Source organism: Pseudomonas sp. MWU12-3103b, from assembly GCF_023100615.1.
Classification (GTDB): domain Bacteria; phylum Pseudomonadota; class Gammaproteobacteria; order Pseudomonadales; family Pseudomonadaceae; genus Aquipseudomonas; species Aquipseudomonas putida_A.
The window spans coordinates 23,353-37,444 of record NZ_JALMEY010000023.1; the positions used below are offsets into that span (position 1 = coordinate 23,353).

Sequence of the window (14,092 nt, forward strand, 5' to 3'; positions counted from 1 at the left end):
GGGAGGGTTCAGAGTAATTCTGTGTGTGAAAGAGCGCCTTCGCGAGCAAGCCCGCTCCCACAAGGGCAACACTGTACCTGTGGGAGCGGGCCTGCTCGCGAATGGCGTCAGCGCGGTTCGATGTGGGCAATCATCAGTTGCACCGTCTCGTTGCCCCGAAATTCGTTGACGTCGAGTTTGTAGGCCAGCTCGACCCACTGAATGGTCGGGTTCGGCCAGACATCACGGTCAATGCCGAAAGCGATGCCATCCAGCTTCACCGACCCGCACTCGCTTTTCAGCACCACTTTGAGGTGCCGCTCGCCGACCACCCGCTGCTCGACCAACTGGAACACGCCGTGGAACAGCGGCTCCGGGAAGTGCTGGCCCCAAGGCCCGGCATGGCGCAGGGCGCGGGCCAGTTCCAGATGGAATTCCTCGACCGCCAGCGTGCCATCCGAAAGCATGCGCCCGGTCAGGTCCTCCTCACGAAGTTGCCGACGCACTTCGGCATCGAAAGCTTCGGCGAACAGCGGAAAATTCTCTTGCGGCAAAGTCAGACCGGCCGCCATCGCGTGGCCACCGTACTTGGCGATCAGGTTCGGATGCTGCGCCGCCACCACGCTTAGGGCATCGCGAATGTGGAAACCCTGCACCGAACGCCCCGAGCCCTTGAGCAGCCCGTCGCCAGCATCGGCGAAGGCAATGGTCGGGCGGAAATAACGCTCTTTCATCCGCGAGGCGAGAATGCCGATCACGCCCTGATGCCACTCGGGATCGAACAGACACAGGCCGAACGGCATCGATTCCACCGGCAAGTCCTTGAGCTGGGCCAGCGCCTCGCGCTGCATGCCCTGCTCGATGGATTTGCGATCCTGATTCATGCCGTCCAGTTGCGCGGCCATTTCCCGCGCCAGATTGGCGTCGGCAGTGAGCAGGCATTCAATGCCGAGGCTCATGTCGTCCAGGCGCCCCGCCGCGTTCAGGCGCGGGCCGACGATAAATCCAAGGTCGGTGGAAGTGATTCGCGCGGCGTCACGCTTGGCCACTTCAAGAATCGCCTTGATCCCCGGACGGGCACGCCCGGCGCGAATCCGCTCGAGGCCCTGATGCACCAGAATCCGGTTGTTGGCGTCCAGCGGCACCACGTCGGCAACGCTGCCCAGCGCCACCAGATCCAGCAGTTCGCCGATGTTCGGCTGCGGCTTGCTCTCGTACCAGCCGAGACTGCGCAGGCGCGCGCGCAAGGCCATCAACACGTAGAAAATTACCCCGACCCCGGCCAGCGCCTTGCTCGGAAACTCACAGCCCGGCTGGTTCGGGTTGACCAGCGCATCGGCTTGCGGCAGTTCATCGCCGGGCAAGTGGTGGTCGGTGATCAACACCTTGAGCCCGGCCTTCTTCGCCGCCGCCACGCCCTCGACACTGGAGATGCCGTTGTCGACGGTGATCAGCAACTGCGGTTCGCGGGTCAGGGCGACTTCGACGATTTCCGGGGTCAGGCCATAGCCGTATTCGAAGCGGTTCGGCACCAGATAATCGACATGCGCCGCGCCCAGCAGACGCAAGCCGAGCACGCCGACCGTACTGGCCGTCGCGCCATCGGCGTCGAAGTCACCGACGATCAGAATCCGTTGACGCTGCTCCAGCGCCGTCACCAGCAGATCCAGCGCCGCCTCGATGCCCTTGAGCTGCTGGAACGGAATCAGCCGCGCCAGACTTTTATCCAGCTCCGCCTCGGACTGCACACCCCGCGCCGCGTACAAACGGGTCAGCAAAGGTGGCAGGTCACCGAGAAACGGCAGCGTGGCAGGCAACGGTCGAGGATCAATACGCATGGGCTAACGGAAACTTCTCTTGAATACGTGGGATTAATCAGTAAGCGGCGCAGGATCAGCCGCGTTCACCGGCCAGCCATTCCAGCTGGACTTCGTGCTGACCACGGTCGTCAGTGACGAAGATCGTGCCTTCGCTGATCATCACGTCCCACTTGATGACGCGCGGCATGTCCTTGGCCAGGGTTTCCAGTACTTCCTGCGGCACGGCGGCGATGTTGACGTTTTTCAGGTTCTTCGCCACCGGCACCACTTTGCCTTCCCACACGCGCAGACTGCCATAGGCCAGCAGGCTGGTGCGTTCGGTGCGACGCGAGCACCAGGTCAGACGATCGGCGTCTGGCTGACCAACTTCGATCCAGTGCAGAACGCGGTCATCCAGGCTTTTTTCCCACAGCGCAGGTTCATCCACGTCCGACAGACCACGGCCAAACGACAGCAGTTCGTTGTACCAGAGGGCGTAGGCCAGCAGCCGCACGGTCATGCGCTCTTCGGTTTCCGAAGGGTGACGGGCGATGGTCTGCTTGACGCTCTCGTAGACGCTGCGGTCGAGGTCAGTGAGGTTCAGTTCGAATTTGTACGTGGTAGACGGCTGGGCCATGAACGGGCTTCTTGATACGAGGAAAGTCGGCAAGTCTAACCGATGCCGTAGGCAATCATCGAATTGATGGCGATCAACCTGCGGCGTCTGACAGCCGGCTATGTTAAAACGCTGTATCCGCTCAGCCTTGTCCTACAGGATTCAGTATGCCGTTCGCCAACAAACCGCTCAGCGGTGTGAAAGTCATTGAATTGGGTACGTTGATTGCCGGGCCGTTTGCCTCGCGCATTTGCGGCGAGTTCGGCGCCGAAGTGATCAAGATCGAATCGCCCGACGGCGGTGATCCGCTGCGCAAGTGGCGCAAATTGTATGAAGGCACCTCGCTGTGGTGGTTCGTCCAGGCGCGCAACAAGAAGTCGCTGACCCTGAACCTCAAGCACCCCGAGGGCCTGGCGATCCTGAAAAAACTGCTGGGCGAAGCCGACATCCTGATCGAAAACTTTCGCCCCGGTGTGCTGGAAAAACTCGGGCTGAGCTGGGAAACCCTGCACGCGCTGAATCCGAAACTGGTGATGGTGCGCCTCTCGGGGTTCGGCCAGACCGGGCCGATGAAGGATCAACCGGGCTTCGGCGCGGTCGGCGAGTCCATGGGCGGTTTGCGCTACATCACCGGCTTCGACGACCGGCCCCCGGTGCGCACCGGAATCTCCATCGGTGATTCGATTGCCGCGTTGTGGGGCGTGATCGGCGCGCTGATGGCGCTGCGTCACCGCGAGGTCAACGGCGGTCTCGGCCAAGTGGTCGATGTCGCGTTGTACGAGGCGATTTTCGCCATGATGGAAAGCATGGTGCCGGAGTTCGACGTGTTCGGCTTCATCCGCGAGCGCACGGGCAACATCATGCCGGGCATCACACCGTCATCGATCCATACCAGCGCCGACGGCAAGCATGTGCAGATCGGTGCCAATGGCGACGCAATCTTCAAGCGCTTCATGCTGATCATCGGCCGCGAGGATCTGGCCAACGACCCGACACTGGCGAGTAACGACGGGCGCGACAGTCGCCGCGACGAGTTGTATGGCGTGATCGACCGCTGGGTCAATTCGCTGCCGCTGCAAAGCGTGCTCGACCTGCTCAATCAGGCGGAAGTGCCGGCCAGCCGGATCTTCAGTGCCGAGGACATGTTCAGCGATCCGCAGTACCTCGCCCGGGAAATGTTCCTGCAGGCGAAGCTGCCGGACGGCAAGCCTTTCAAGATGCCGGGCATTGTGCCGAAACTCTCCGAGACACCGGGTACTTCCGAATGGGTCGGACCGCAACTCGGTGAACACAATGCGCAGGTACTGCACGATCTTGGCTACGACGAACAGCAGATCGCCCGGTTGCGCGCAGACGGAGCTATCTAAGCTGAAACATCGGCAGACATCGGACGCCAACCGCGCCCACCACTGGTGGACGTGGCGGCTGTTCGGCCTGTTGTTTCTGCTCGCCCTGCCCGCCTGGGCGCAAGCGAAACCCACGCTGGTCTGGTTGCTGCGCGACCTGCCGCCCCTGACCATCTTCGAAGGCCCGAAAAAGGGCCAGGGCGTCATCGATCAACTGATGCCGATGCTGATCGCCGGCATGCCGCAATACGAACACACGCTGATGCGGGTCAATCGCGCCCGCGGCATGCAGATGCTGCACGAGCCGTCCTTCACCTGCGATCCGTCGCTGATCTGGAGCAAGGAGCGCACGCAATGGATCACTTTCTCTATCCCGGCGTTTCGCGCTGTCAGTAATGGCCTGGTGGTGCGTCAGAAAGATCGCGACGTACTGGCGCCGTACCTGATCGACGGTGAAGTCGATCTGCCGGCATTTCTGGCCAATGGCGAGATCAAGGTCGGAGTTGTCGCGGAACGCAGTTACGGCGAGTATCTCGACAGTCTGCTCAAGCAGGCTCCCGGCAGTGCGTTGACGCCGCATTATGGCAACGACGCCCTGAGCAGCCTGCTGTCGATGCAGCGCCTGGGGCGTCTGCAAGTGGTGCTGGGTTACTGGCCGGAGATCCGCTATCAGGCGCAGCAGGCGCAAATTGCCGAAGACGAACTGGTGTTCTTTCCGATTCGCGGCACCGGCAAGTATCTGTCTGGCTTTGTCGGGTGTTCCGATACTCCTCAGGGCCGTCAGGCGATCAGTGAGATCAACCAACTGCTGCGTACCCTGCCCCACGAGCAACTGAACCAGTCGTATGCCGACTGGCTGGACCCCGAAATGCGCACGGATTATCTGCAACAGGCGCGGATTTTTTTCGAGCAACAGGCCACGCAGTAAAACCTGCGGGCAAAAAGAAACCCCGAGCAGTGGGGAGACAACTCGGGGTTAAACGCGGTCTGCTTAAAGACCCGTAGCAGCAAGCGACAAGCACCGGAGCACAATGCTTGATCCTGCTGTTATGGGGTCTGACTGACGGGGATGCAGGAAGGTTCCCACAAAAAATATTTCATCTTTACAGGGCCGCACGCTTATCCAGCGCCGCATTGCGCAAGGCCGCAATCACACAGGGCTCCAGCCGCCCTTCGGCGATCAGGACGTCACGGTGCAAACCGTCAACCACATCTGTCAGCAGGCGTTTGTCGCTCAACTGCGCCTGATTGAATTCGCGCTCCACCACGAGGGCGCCGTTGCTGTTCTTCAGCGTCACCAGGCATTCGCCATGGGCGCCACACGGAGTCAACGTCACCTGATACGGGCTCAGAGCCTCACCGAGCAATAGACTGATACTTTCCATCTCGATCTCCACTCAATAGTCCGAAAACATTGTGCCTGGGGCGTGTTCACAATAAATGACCACCGGCCCGAGAAGAAAGTTCTGAATACCGCGCTGCTCCCGGAGCAGTTAGCGGTCTGTCAGAGCATGCACGGTGAAGATGACAGAAACATAACCATCGGCTCAAGCCCCCGCCGGATGGGCTGCCGCTTGCAGGTAGCTGTCCAGCAGCCCGCGCATCAGCACCGCCGAGACCGGCGTTTGCAAACGCCCCAGGAGTTTCAGCTCCTGCTGGTGCAGCAGGCTTTCGAGATCACTCAGCAGGCCGGGTGCCACACGCCCCAGCAGGATAAGCGCCCGCGCTTCCCGCCCGGCCACCAGATGACGGATCAGCGCCAGGCCCTCTCCGCCGCGCAGTTGCGGATCGCAAATCGCTATGTCGACCCGGGTGCGGCGCTCCAGCGAGCACTTTGCGGACGCCAGCGACGGCGCTGTCAGCACGTCGTAGATACCGACCGCATTGAGCATCTGGTGCAACGCCATCATTCGATAAGGATCGGGTTCGAGAATCAGTACTTTGAGCGAGCGCATGGACGACCTCTGAAACGGCAATCGCGGACTCGTCCGCAGTTGCTGCCCACTTTAGGGCAGCCTCCTTCAGTCCCCCATCGGAAAAGGAAACGCGTGATATAGGAAATTTCCCTATATCAATGCGGATGTCCCGTCGTTGCCGCATCACGCCGGGTGATGTCCGTCCACCCGCCGAGCAGGCCTCGCAACTCCCCACTGGCACAGTAAAACGGCACCGTCCATTGATAGATGTCGCGATTACCCTGCTTGAATTGCAGGCGACGTCTGCTGAAGCGGGTTCGGCGGGTTCTCAGCTGAATCATGAACTCCTCATGCAGCATGCCGGCGGTGGCACGCGGCAGGGCATCGACGTCGATCAAGCGACACCCCTGCACCTGCTCAAAGCGGATCGACAACGCCTCTTCGTAGCTTTTGTTACAGAGGATCAGACGCCCTTCCAGGTCGCGAACGAACACCGGGTCAGGCATGGCGTCTATCAGCGCGCGCTGGAAGACCAATTGATCACCGAGCTGGCTTTGCACGTCTCGATGCTGTTTGATCAGCGCCGCCATTCGCCGATGCCATAACAGCGACAACCCACAAAAAGCCCCCACCACAAACACACCCCAGTAGCCCAAACGCGACCAGTGTTGCCAGCCCGCAGCAGCTGGTTTCGGCCCGATGCCGCCCAGCCAGTTCAGGCGAATGGCCCGCAGTTCGGAAGCCGGGAACGCTTCAAGCGCCTTGTTCAGGATGCTCAGCAATTGCGGCTGCCCCTTGCGCACGGCCAGAAGATCCGCCTCCCATTTTCCCTCCAGCAATTCGCCAACCTTCAGCAAGCCTGAGGGATAGAGCTGCGCACCGATTTCGTTTTCGATGGTGGCATAGGCCTCACCGCTTTCGACCAGCGCCCGTGCCTCGGCATAGGTTTTCACCGAACGTAATTCGATGGACGGATAATCGCGTCGGATCACCCCCTCCAGCGCATGCCGACCCGGCAACACCAGCACCCGTTTGGCCAACTGCTCCAGCGATTGCACTCCAGGCTCGCTGGCGCGGCCGACAAATACCCAGCCGGCACCGCCAAAGGCATGACTGAAATCCAGGCTCAACCGGCGCTCATCATTCATCGCCAGGGTCGTGCTCATGTCTGCGGCACCGGTTTCCAGGCGTTCGAGCATCTGCGCGGTGGAAAACGACTCCCGGTAAACGAATTGCAACCCGGTCATGGCGCTGATGCGTTTGAGCACATCATTGTTCAAGCCGCTCCAATGACCATGCTCATCCAGAAACAGGTACAACGGGTACTGCTCCGCCGCCACGATCACCGTCGGGTTATCGCGAACCCATTGCCGCTCGGCTTCACTCAGCACAACGGTGCCGATGTTCAACTGCTCTTCATCATGCGCCAGATGCGCCGCAACGCCCACGCGCCAGCCAACCAACAGGCACAACAGAAAAACCCGCTTCAGGGCGTGTTTCCATCCTCTTTCAAACAGCATTGCCACTTCCTTCGTGATCGACTCACCCGTCCTTCATGGGCGAAAACCCGAGCAGTGTGGCAGCAGAAACAAAAAAGCCCGTCAGGAGACGGGCTTCAAAATGTGACAGCTTTTTCGGCTTACAGCGGCTTGCCGCGGTTGCCGTGCTGGCTGACAAAGGCCTGTACGGCTTTCAGCTCGTTTGGCAGAACGGTGCAGCGCTCGTTTCGCTCAAACAAATCAGAAAGATGTGCAGGCAGTTCGAGAGCTTTTCCTACACCCGCTTTCTCCACGGCATCCGGGAATTTCACCGGATGTGCGGTACCCAGGATCACCATCGGGATGTCCAGGCTGCGGCGGCATTCGCGCGCGGCCTTGACGCCGATGGCGGTGTGCGGGTCCAGCACTTCGCCGCATTGCGCGTAGACTTCGGCGATGGTTTCGCAGGTTTGCGCGTCATCCACGGCCAGCGAGTCGAACAGCTTGCGGGCTTCGGTCCAGCGCTCTTGCTCGACGCTGAAACCACCGCCCTGCTTGAACGAATCCATCAGCCCGGCAATCGCCGCGCCGTTACGACCGTGCAGGTCGAACAGCAGGCGTTCGAAGTTCGACGAAACCATGATGTCCATCGACGGCGACAGCGTGGCGTGCAGGGTTTCCTTGACGTACTGGTTGCCGCTCATGAAGCGGTGCAGGATGTCGTTGCGGTTGGTCGCGACGATCAACTGGTTGATCGGCAGGCCCATGTTGCGCGCCAGGTAACCGGCGAAGATGTCGCCGAAGTTGCCGGTCGGCACCGAGAACGCCACCGAACGCGCCGGGCCGCCCAACTGCAGGGCTGCGTGGAAGTAGTAGACGATCTGGGCCATGATCCGCGCCCAGTTGATCGAGTTCACCGCCACCAGACGCGTGCCCTTGAGGAAGCTCTGGTCGGCGAAGCTGTTCTTGACCATTTCCTGGCAGTCATCGAAGTTGCCTTCGATGGCGATGTTGTGGATGTTCTCGCCGACAATCGTCGTCATCTGCCGACGCTGCACTTCGGACACGCGGTTGTGCGGGTGCAGGATGAAGATGTCGACGTTTTCGCAGTGCTTGCAGCCTTCGATGGCGGCCGAACCGGTGTCACCCGAGGTGGCACCGACGATGACCACGCGCTCGCCGCGCTTTTCCAGCACGTAATCGAGCAGACGACCGAGCAGTTGCAGGGCGAAGTCCTTGAACGCCAGGGTCGGGCCGTGGAACAGCTCGAGCACCCACTCGTTGCCGTTGAGCTGACGCAGCGGCGCAACGGCGCTGTGCGAGAACACACCGTAGGTTTCTTCGAGGATCTTTTTGAAATCGGCGTCAGGAATGCTGCCGGTGACAAACGGGCGCATCACGCGGAAGGCCAGCTCGTGATACGGCAGGCCGGCCCAGGAAGCGATTTCTTCCTGGGTGAAACGTGGCAGGTTTTCCGGGACGTACAGACCGCCGTCAGTGGCCAGACCGGCCAGCAGGACGTCTTCGAAATTCAGGGCCGGTGCCTGGCCGCGGGTACTGATGTAACGCATGACTGACTCCAATGGAGAGTGTGCACAACAGTGGCCCCTTTCACGGGGCCATTGCAGGACAACGACTTAGTTCAGGTGCTCGACGCGGATCCGTACAACCGGACCATTCACGCCGGCCAGGGCTTCGAGGGCGGCGATCGCATCGTTGATACGCTGCTCGACCACGCGGTGGGTCAGCAGGATCATCGGTACCAGACCGTCGTGTTCCTCGACTTCCTTCTGCATGATCGACTCGATGTTGATGCCGCGCTCCGAGAGGATGCTCGCCACCTGAGCCAGTACGCCCGGATGGTCCTTGGCCTGGATGCGCAGGTAGTAGGCGCTTTCGCAGGCTTCGATCGGCAGGATCGGATGCGCCGACAACGAGTCCGGCTGGAAGGCCAGGTGCGGCACGCGGTTTTCCGGATCGGACGTCATGGCGCGAACCACGTCCACCAGGTCGGCGATCACCGACGAAGCGGTTGGCTCCATGCCAGCACCAGCGCCGTAGAACAGCGTCGAACCGGCAGCGTCACCGTTGACCATCACGGCGTTCATCACGCCGTTGACGTTGGCGATCAGGCGATCGGCCGGGATCAGCGTCGGGTGTACGCGCAGCTCGATGCCGGCAGCGGTGCTGCGCGCCACACCGAGGTGCTTGATGCGGTAGCCCAGCGCTTCGGCGTAATTCACGTCAGCGGTGGTCAGCTTGGTGATGCCTTCGGTGTAGGCCTTGTCGAATTGCAGCGGAATGCCGAACGCGATGGAGGCCAGAATCGTCAGCTTGTGCGCGGCGTCGATGCCTTCGACGTCGAAGGTCGGATCGGCTTCGGCGTAGCCCAGCGCTTGCGCTTCGGCCAGCACGTCTTCGAAGGTGCGACCCTTCTCGCGCATTTCGGTGAGGATGAAGTTGCCGGTACCGTTGATGATCCCGGCGACCCAGTTGATGCGGTTGGCGGACAGGCCTTCACGGATCGCCTTGATCACCGGAATGCCACCGGCCACGGCCGCTTCGAACGCCACGATCACGCCTTTCTCGCGTGCCTTGGCGAAAATTTCATTACCGTGAACGGCGATCAGTGCCTTGTTCGCGGTGACCACATGCTTGCCATTCTCGATGGCCTTGAGTACCAGCTCGCGGGCAACGGTGTAGCCGCCCATCAGCTCTATGACGATGTCGATCTCAGGGTTCGTGGCCACTTCGAAGACATCGTTGGTAATCGCAATACCGGTCGTCTGGAACTGAGGCTTTGGCGTGCGCATGGCAATTTGTGCCACTTCGATCCCACGCCCGGCACGACGAGCAATTTCCTCGGCGTTGCGCTGAAGTACGTTGAAGGTACCGCCACCGACGGTCCCTAACCCACAGATGCCTACTTTGACCGGATTCACTGTGAACTCCCCATGAAACGGCCGACGCAAGGTCGGCCGGAAAACAACCGCGTGTTCGCGGCTCTCTATTAATGGCCCGGCGAAGTTACCGCCGGACCATGATCGTCAAAGGCTGACCGTGACGATGCGAATTACTTGGCGCCCAGCGCCAGTTTGGCGACTTGTGGCGCCGGCTGGTAGCCCGGAATGACCTGTCCGTCGGCCAAAACGATAGCCGGTGTGCCGTTCACGCCAATCGACTGACCCAAAGCGAACTGTTTGGAAACCGGGTTCGCGCACTTGGCGGCCTTGATTTCCTTACCATCGACCATTTTGTCCATGGCGGCTTTCTTGTCGGTCGAGCACCACACGGCTTGCAACTGCTCGTCACCCGGCGAGCCGAGGCCCTGACGCGGGAACGCCACGTAGCGCACTTCGATGCCGCGCTTGTTCAGCTCAGGCACTTCGGCGTGCAGCTTGTGGCAGTACGGGCAGGTGGTGTCGGTGAACACGGTGATGTGCGATTTGGTCTCGCCCACGGCTGGGTAAACCACGGTTTCGGCCACTGGAATGGCATTGATCAGTTTGGAGATGCCCAGGCGTTCGGTCTTCTCGGTCAGGTTGACCGGTTTGCCGTCCTTGAGCTGGAACAGGTAGCCCTGAACGATGTATTGGCCGTCGGCGCTGGCGTACAGCACGCGGCTGCCCTTGAGCTTGACTTCATACATGCCCGGCAACGGGCTGGCGCTGATGCTTTCTACCGGAACCTCGAGTTCGAGTTTTTCCAGGCTTTGACGAATGGCTTTGTCGGCCGCGTCATCGGCGACGGCAAAGGTGCTGACCAACGCAATGGCTGCGGCGGCGAAAATCTGGGTCAGACGCATGAGAACTCCTGAAGGCGGACAAATGAAACGGTCAGAACGCCCGTGCCGGAACACCGGGTCATAACCGTCCATCGTGCAAACCGGCAAAGCCTACCACATAAGGCTCGCATGGCCGAATGCGCCTGACACAAGACACTCAAGGCTGACTGGCACACATTATTGTGGTGAGGGGATTTATCCCCGATGCAGGCGCTGCGGTCGTAAATGGATACTTTGGAATTTTATTGAACGCAAAGTTTTTGGGGCTGCTGCGCAGCCCGTCGGGGATGAATCCCCTCGCCACAGGTAATGACTCCAACATTGAAGGTTGCATCAGCCTCTTGGGTGGTGTTTGGCATGGAGGTCCTGCAAGCGCGCGCGGGCCACATGGGTGTAGATCTGCGTGGTCGACAGATCACTGTGCCCGAGCAACATCTGCACCACCCGCAGATCGGCGCCGTGGTTGAGCAGGTGCGTGGCGAAGGCGTGACGCAAGGTGTGCGGCGACAGCGATTTGCCGATCCCGGCGACCTTGGCCCAATGCTTGATCCGGTGCCAGAAGGTCTGACGGGTCATTTGCTCGCCGCGCTGGCTGGGGAACAGTACATCGCTGGGGCGCCCGCCGAGCAGCTCGCTGCGACCATCGCGCATATAGCGCTCGACCCAGACAATCGCCTCCTCGCCCATCGGCACCAGCCGCTCCTTGCTGCCCTTGCCCATCACCCGCAGCACGCCCTGACGCAGGTTGACCTGCTCCAGCGTCAGGCTGACCAGTTCGGTCACGCGCAGACCACAGGCGTACAGCACCTCAAGCATGGCGCGGTCACGCTGGCCGATGGCTTCGCTCAGATCCGGCGCCTTGAGCAGCGCTTCGACGTCGGCTTCCGACAATGATTTGGGTAAAGGCCGACCCAGTTGCGGCATGTCGACGCGCAAGGTCGGATCGACCGTAATCAGCTTCTCCCGCAGCAAATAGCGATAAAAGCCACGCACACCGGAAAGAAATCTGGCGGTGGAACGCGGTTTGTAGTTCTGCTCCAGGCGCCAGGACAGGTGATCAAGGATCAACTCGCGACCGGCATTGATCAGCTCGAGGTTTTTCTCCTGCAGCCAGCCGTTGAACAGCGCCAGATCGCTGCGGTAGGCGCCACGGGTGTTGTCGGACAGGCCTTTTTCCAGCCACAGGGCGTCGAGGAATTGGTCAATCAGTGGATGGTCGATGGCAGGCATGGGCGCTCAAGGCACACAACCTCCGGGGCTGTGCGCAAATGTAGAGTGAACTGTAGGAATGGCCGCTAGTCTTTCATAGCCCGCAATTTCAAGGAACAGGGAGCTTCAATGAACGAGCAGCAAATTCTCTTGGCATTTGGCGGGATCGGCGTCGCTGCGTTGGGTTGCCAGTGGCTGGCGTGGCGCCTGAAGCTGCCGGCGATTCTGTTTCTGTTGCTGACCGGGATTCTCGCCGGGCCGGTGCTGGGCTGGCTCGACCCGCAGGAAATGTTCGGCCCGTTGCTGATGCCGCTGGTGTCGCTGGCGGTAGCGTTGATCCTGTTTGAGGGCAGTCTGACCCTGCACCTGTCGGAATGGCGCGAGATCGGCAGCGTCGTGCATCGGCTGGTGACAATCGGCGCGTTCACGACCTGGGTGGTGATTGCCGTCGCCACCCATTTTTTGCTCGGCTTCGACTGGCTGCTGGCGATCCTGTTCGGCAGCCTGACGCTGGTGACCGGCCCGACGGTGATCGTGCCGATGCTGCGGGTGGTGCGGCCGAAAGCCTCGATCGCCAACATCCTGCGCTGGGAAGGCATCGTCATCGACCCGATCGGCGCCCTGCTCGCGGTGGTGGTCTACAGCTTCATCATCGCCCGCTCCGAGGGCAACGGCCTCGAACAGAGCCTGTTGACCTTCGGCGGCGTGATTGTCTGCGGCAGCGTATTCGGGGTGGTCGGCGGCTGGGTGCTGGGCACCATCATCCGGCGCCAGTGGTTGCCGGAATACCTGCATAACCTCGCCTCGCTGGCGGCGGTGTTGGGGATCTTCATTGCATCCAATCAGGTGATGCACGAGTCCGGCCTACTCGCGGTGACGCTGATGGGCATGTGGCTGGCGAACATGAAGGGCGTGGATGTGCGGCATATCCTGCACTTCAAGGAAAATCTCAGCGTGCTGCTGATTTCCGGGTTGTTCATCCTGCTCGCGGCGCGGCTGGACCTGCATGCCTTGATCGGCCTCGGGCCGTTGGTGCTGATTCTGCTGCTGGTGATTCAACTGATCGCGCGCCCGCTGAACGTGCTGTTGAGCACTGCCGGCTCCAGCCTGAGCTGGCGTGAACGCGCCCTGCTGTGCTGGATCGCCCCGCGCGGGATCGTGGCGGCGGCGGTGTCGGCGATTTTCGCGATTCGTCTGGATCAAGCCGGGCACGAAGGTGCGCTGCTGCTGGTGCCGCTGACTTTCGCGGTGATCATCGGCACCGTGGTGCTGCAAAGTGCAACCGCTCGACCACTGGCACGTTTGCTTAACGTCGCCGAACCGGCGCCGAGCGGCTTCCTGATCGTCGGCGCCAACGGCCCGGCGCGGTTGCTGGGCAAGTCATTGCAGCAACTGGGCAGCCGCGTACTGTTGACCGATTCGAGCTGGGAGAATATTCGTGCGGCGCGCATGGAGGGTTTGCCGACGTACTTTGGCAACCCGGCTTCACAGCATGCCGATGCGCATCTTGATCTGGTGGGGCTGGGGCATCTGCTGGCGCTATCGCCGTCGGGCGAACTGAACACCCTGGCGGCGATGCGTTTTCGACACGACTTTGGTCATCAACGCCTGTTTGGTCTGGCCAGTGGTCAGGAAAGTCGTCGCAGTGACAAGCATCGGGCAAGCCTGGAACATCGCGGCAATCAGCTGGGGAGCGAGGCGCTGACCTACGCCAAGCTGGCCAGCCTGATCAGCAACCGCGCCGAGGTCTACAGCACAACGCTGACGGACGGTTTCGGTTGGGAGGATTACCAGGCATTGCATGGCAATCGGGCGACGCTGCTGTTCATGCGCGATGACAGTGGCTGGGTGCATGTGGTGACGCCGGAGACTGCTTTGAAACCGGGATCCGGGTGGACGTTGCTGGCGTTGATCCAGCCTGAGAGCAGCGGCGCCTGATCTGACGAATTCGCGAGCAAGCCCGCT

12 protein-coding genes are annotated in these 14,092 nt (G+C 61.1%); 3 read left to right on the plus strand and 9 right to left on the minus strand.

Annotation, left to right across the window (positions count from 1 at the left end):
* Window positions 1–107: 107 nt before the first annotated feature.
* Together recJ and M0808_RS26590 are read right to left on the minus strand one after the other, a co-directional pair.
* Window positions 108–1,817 carry a single-stranded-DNA-specific exonuclease RecJ gene (gene recJ, locus M0808_RS26585; protein WP_247843034.1) on the minus strand — a complete coding sequence of 570 codons (1,710 nt, stop codon included), beginning with the start codon at window positions 1,815–1,817 and terminating at the stop codon, window positions 108–110.
* A gap of 55 nt (window positions 1,818–1,872) precedes the next feature.
* Window positions 1,873–2,415 (minus strand): YaeQ family protein, encoded by a 543-nt coding sequence (locus M0808_RS26590; protein ID WP_003222001.1) that lies wholly within the window; start codon window positions 2,413–2,415, stop codon window positions 1,873–1,875.
* 146 nt (window positions 2,416–2,561) lie between these two features.
* On the opposite strand from M0808_RS26590, the gene M0808_RS26595 reads away from it, so the two are divergent.
* Complete coding sequence (locus tag M0808_RS26595; protein ID WP_098967387.1) at window positions 2,562–3,761, plus strand: CaiB/BaiF CoA-transferase family protein; 1,200 nt, start codon at window positions 2,562–2,564, stop codon at window positions 3,759–3,761.
* Window positions 3,709–4,668, plus strand: coding sequence for a TIGR02285 family protein (locus M0808_RS26600; protein ID WP_247843035.1), 960 nt, complete (start codon window positions 3,709–3,711; stop codon window positions 4,666–4,668). Before M0808_RS26595 ends, M0808_RS26600 begins: the two co-directional genes overlap by 53 nt.
* Window positions 4,669–4,843: 175 nt before the next feature.
* Here M0808_RS26600 and M0808_RS26605 read toward each other — a convergent pair whose 3' ends face one another.
* From M0808_RS26605 to xerD, 7 genes are all read right to left on the minus strand, one after another.
* The gene (locus M0808_RS26605) at window positions 4,844–5,125 is read right to left on the minus strand and encodes a DUF3509 domain-containing protein (RefSeq protein WP_027610974.1); all 282 of its coding nucleotides are present in this window, start codon (window positions 5,123–5,125) and stop codon (window positions 4,844–4,846) included.
* Between the two features lie 162 nt (window positions 5,126–5,287).
* Window positions 5,288–5,695: a response regulator transcription factor gene (locus tag M0808_RS26610; protein ID WP_027610973.1), complete on the minus strand. Its 408-nt coding sequence runs from the start codon at window positions 5,693–5,695 to the stop codon at window positions 5,288–5,290.
* Between the two features lie 116 nt (window positions 5,696–5,811).
* The gene (locus M0808_RS26615; RefSeq protein ID WP_098967384.1) at window positions 5,812–7,176 is read right to left on the minus strand and encodes a transporter substrate-binding domain-containing protein; all 1,365 of its coding nucleotides are present in this window, start codon (window positions 7,174–7,176) and stop codon (window positions 5,812–5,814) included.
* A gap of 119 nt (window positions 7,177–7,295) precedes the next feature.
* The gene (thrC, locus tag M0808_RS26620; RefSeq protein ID WP_027610971.1) at window positions 7,296–8,705 is read right to left on the minus strand and encodes a threonine synthase; all 1,410 of its coding nucleotides are present in this window, start codon (window positions 8,703–8,705) and stop codon (window positions 7,296–7,298) included.
* A 66-nt stretch (window positions 8,706–8,771) separates the two neighbouring features.
* On the minus strand, window positions 8,772–10,076 hold the full coding sequence (locus M0808_RS26625) for a homoserine dehydrogenase (RefSeq protein WP_007908972.1): 1,305 nt from the start codon (window positions 10,074–10,076) through the stop codon (window positions 8,772–8,774).
* 131 nt (window positions 10,077–10,207) lie between these two features.
* Window positions 10,208–10,939, minus strand: a complete 732-nt coding sequence (dsbC, locus tag M0808_RS26630) for a bifunctional protein-disulfide isomerase/oxidoreductase DsbC (RefSeq protein ID WP_007967782.1) — start codon at window positions 10,937–10,939, stop codon at window positions 10,208–10,210.
* Window positions 10,940–11,251: 312 nt separating this feature from the next.
* A complete protein-coding gene (xerD, locus tag M0808_RS26635; protein WP_007967784.1) occupies window positions 11,252–12,148 on the minus strand; it encodes a site-specific tyrosine recombinase XerD in 897 nt (298 codons plus the stop codon).
* 108 nt (window positions 12,149–12,256) lie between these two features.
* Here xerD and M0808_RS26640 point away from each other — a divergent pair, with 108 nt between their 5' ends.
* On the plus strand, window positions 12,257–14,065 hold the full coding sequence (locus M0808_RS26640; protein ID WP_247843036.1) for a sodium:proton antiporter: 1,809 nt from the start codon (window positions 12,257–12,259) through the stop codon (window positions 14,063–14,065).
* The last annotated feature ends 27 nt before the right edge of the window (window positions 14,066–14,092 follow it).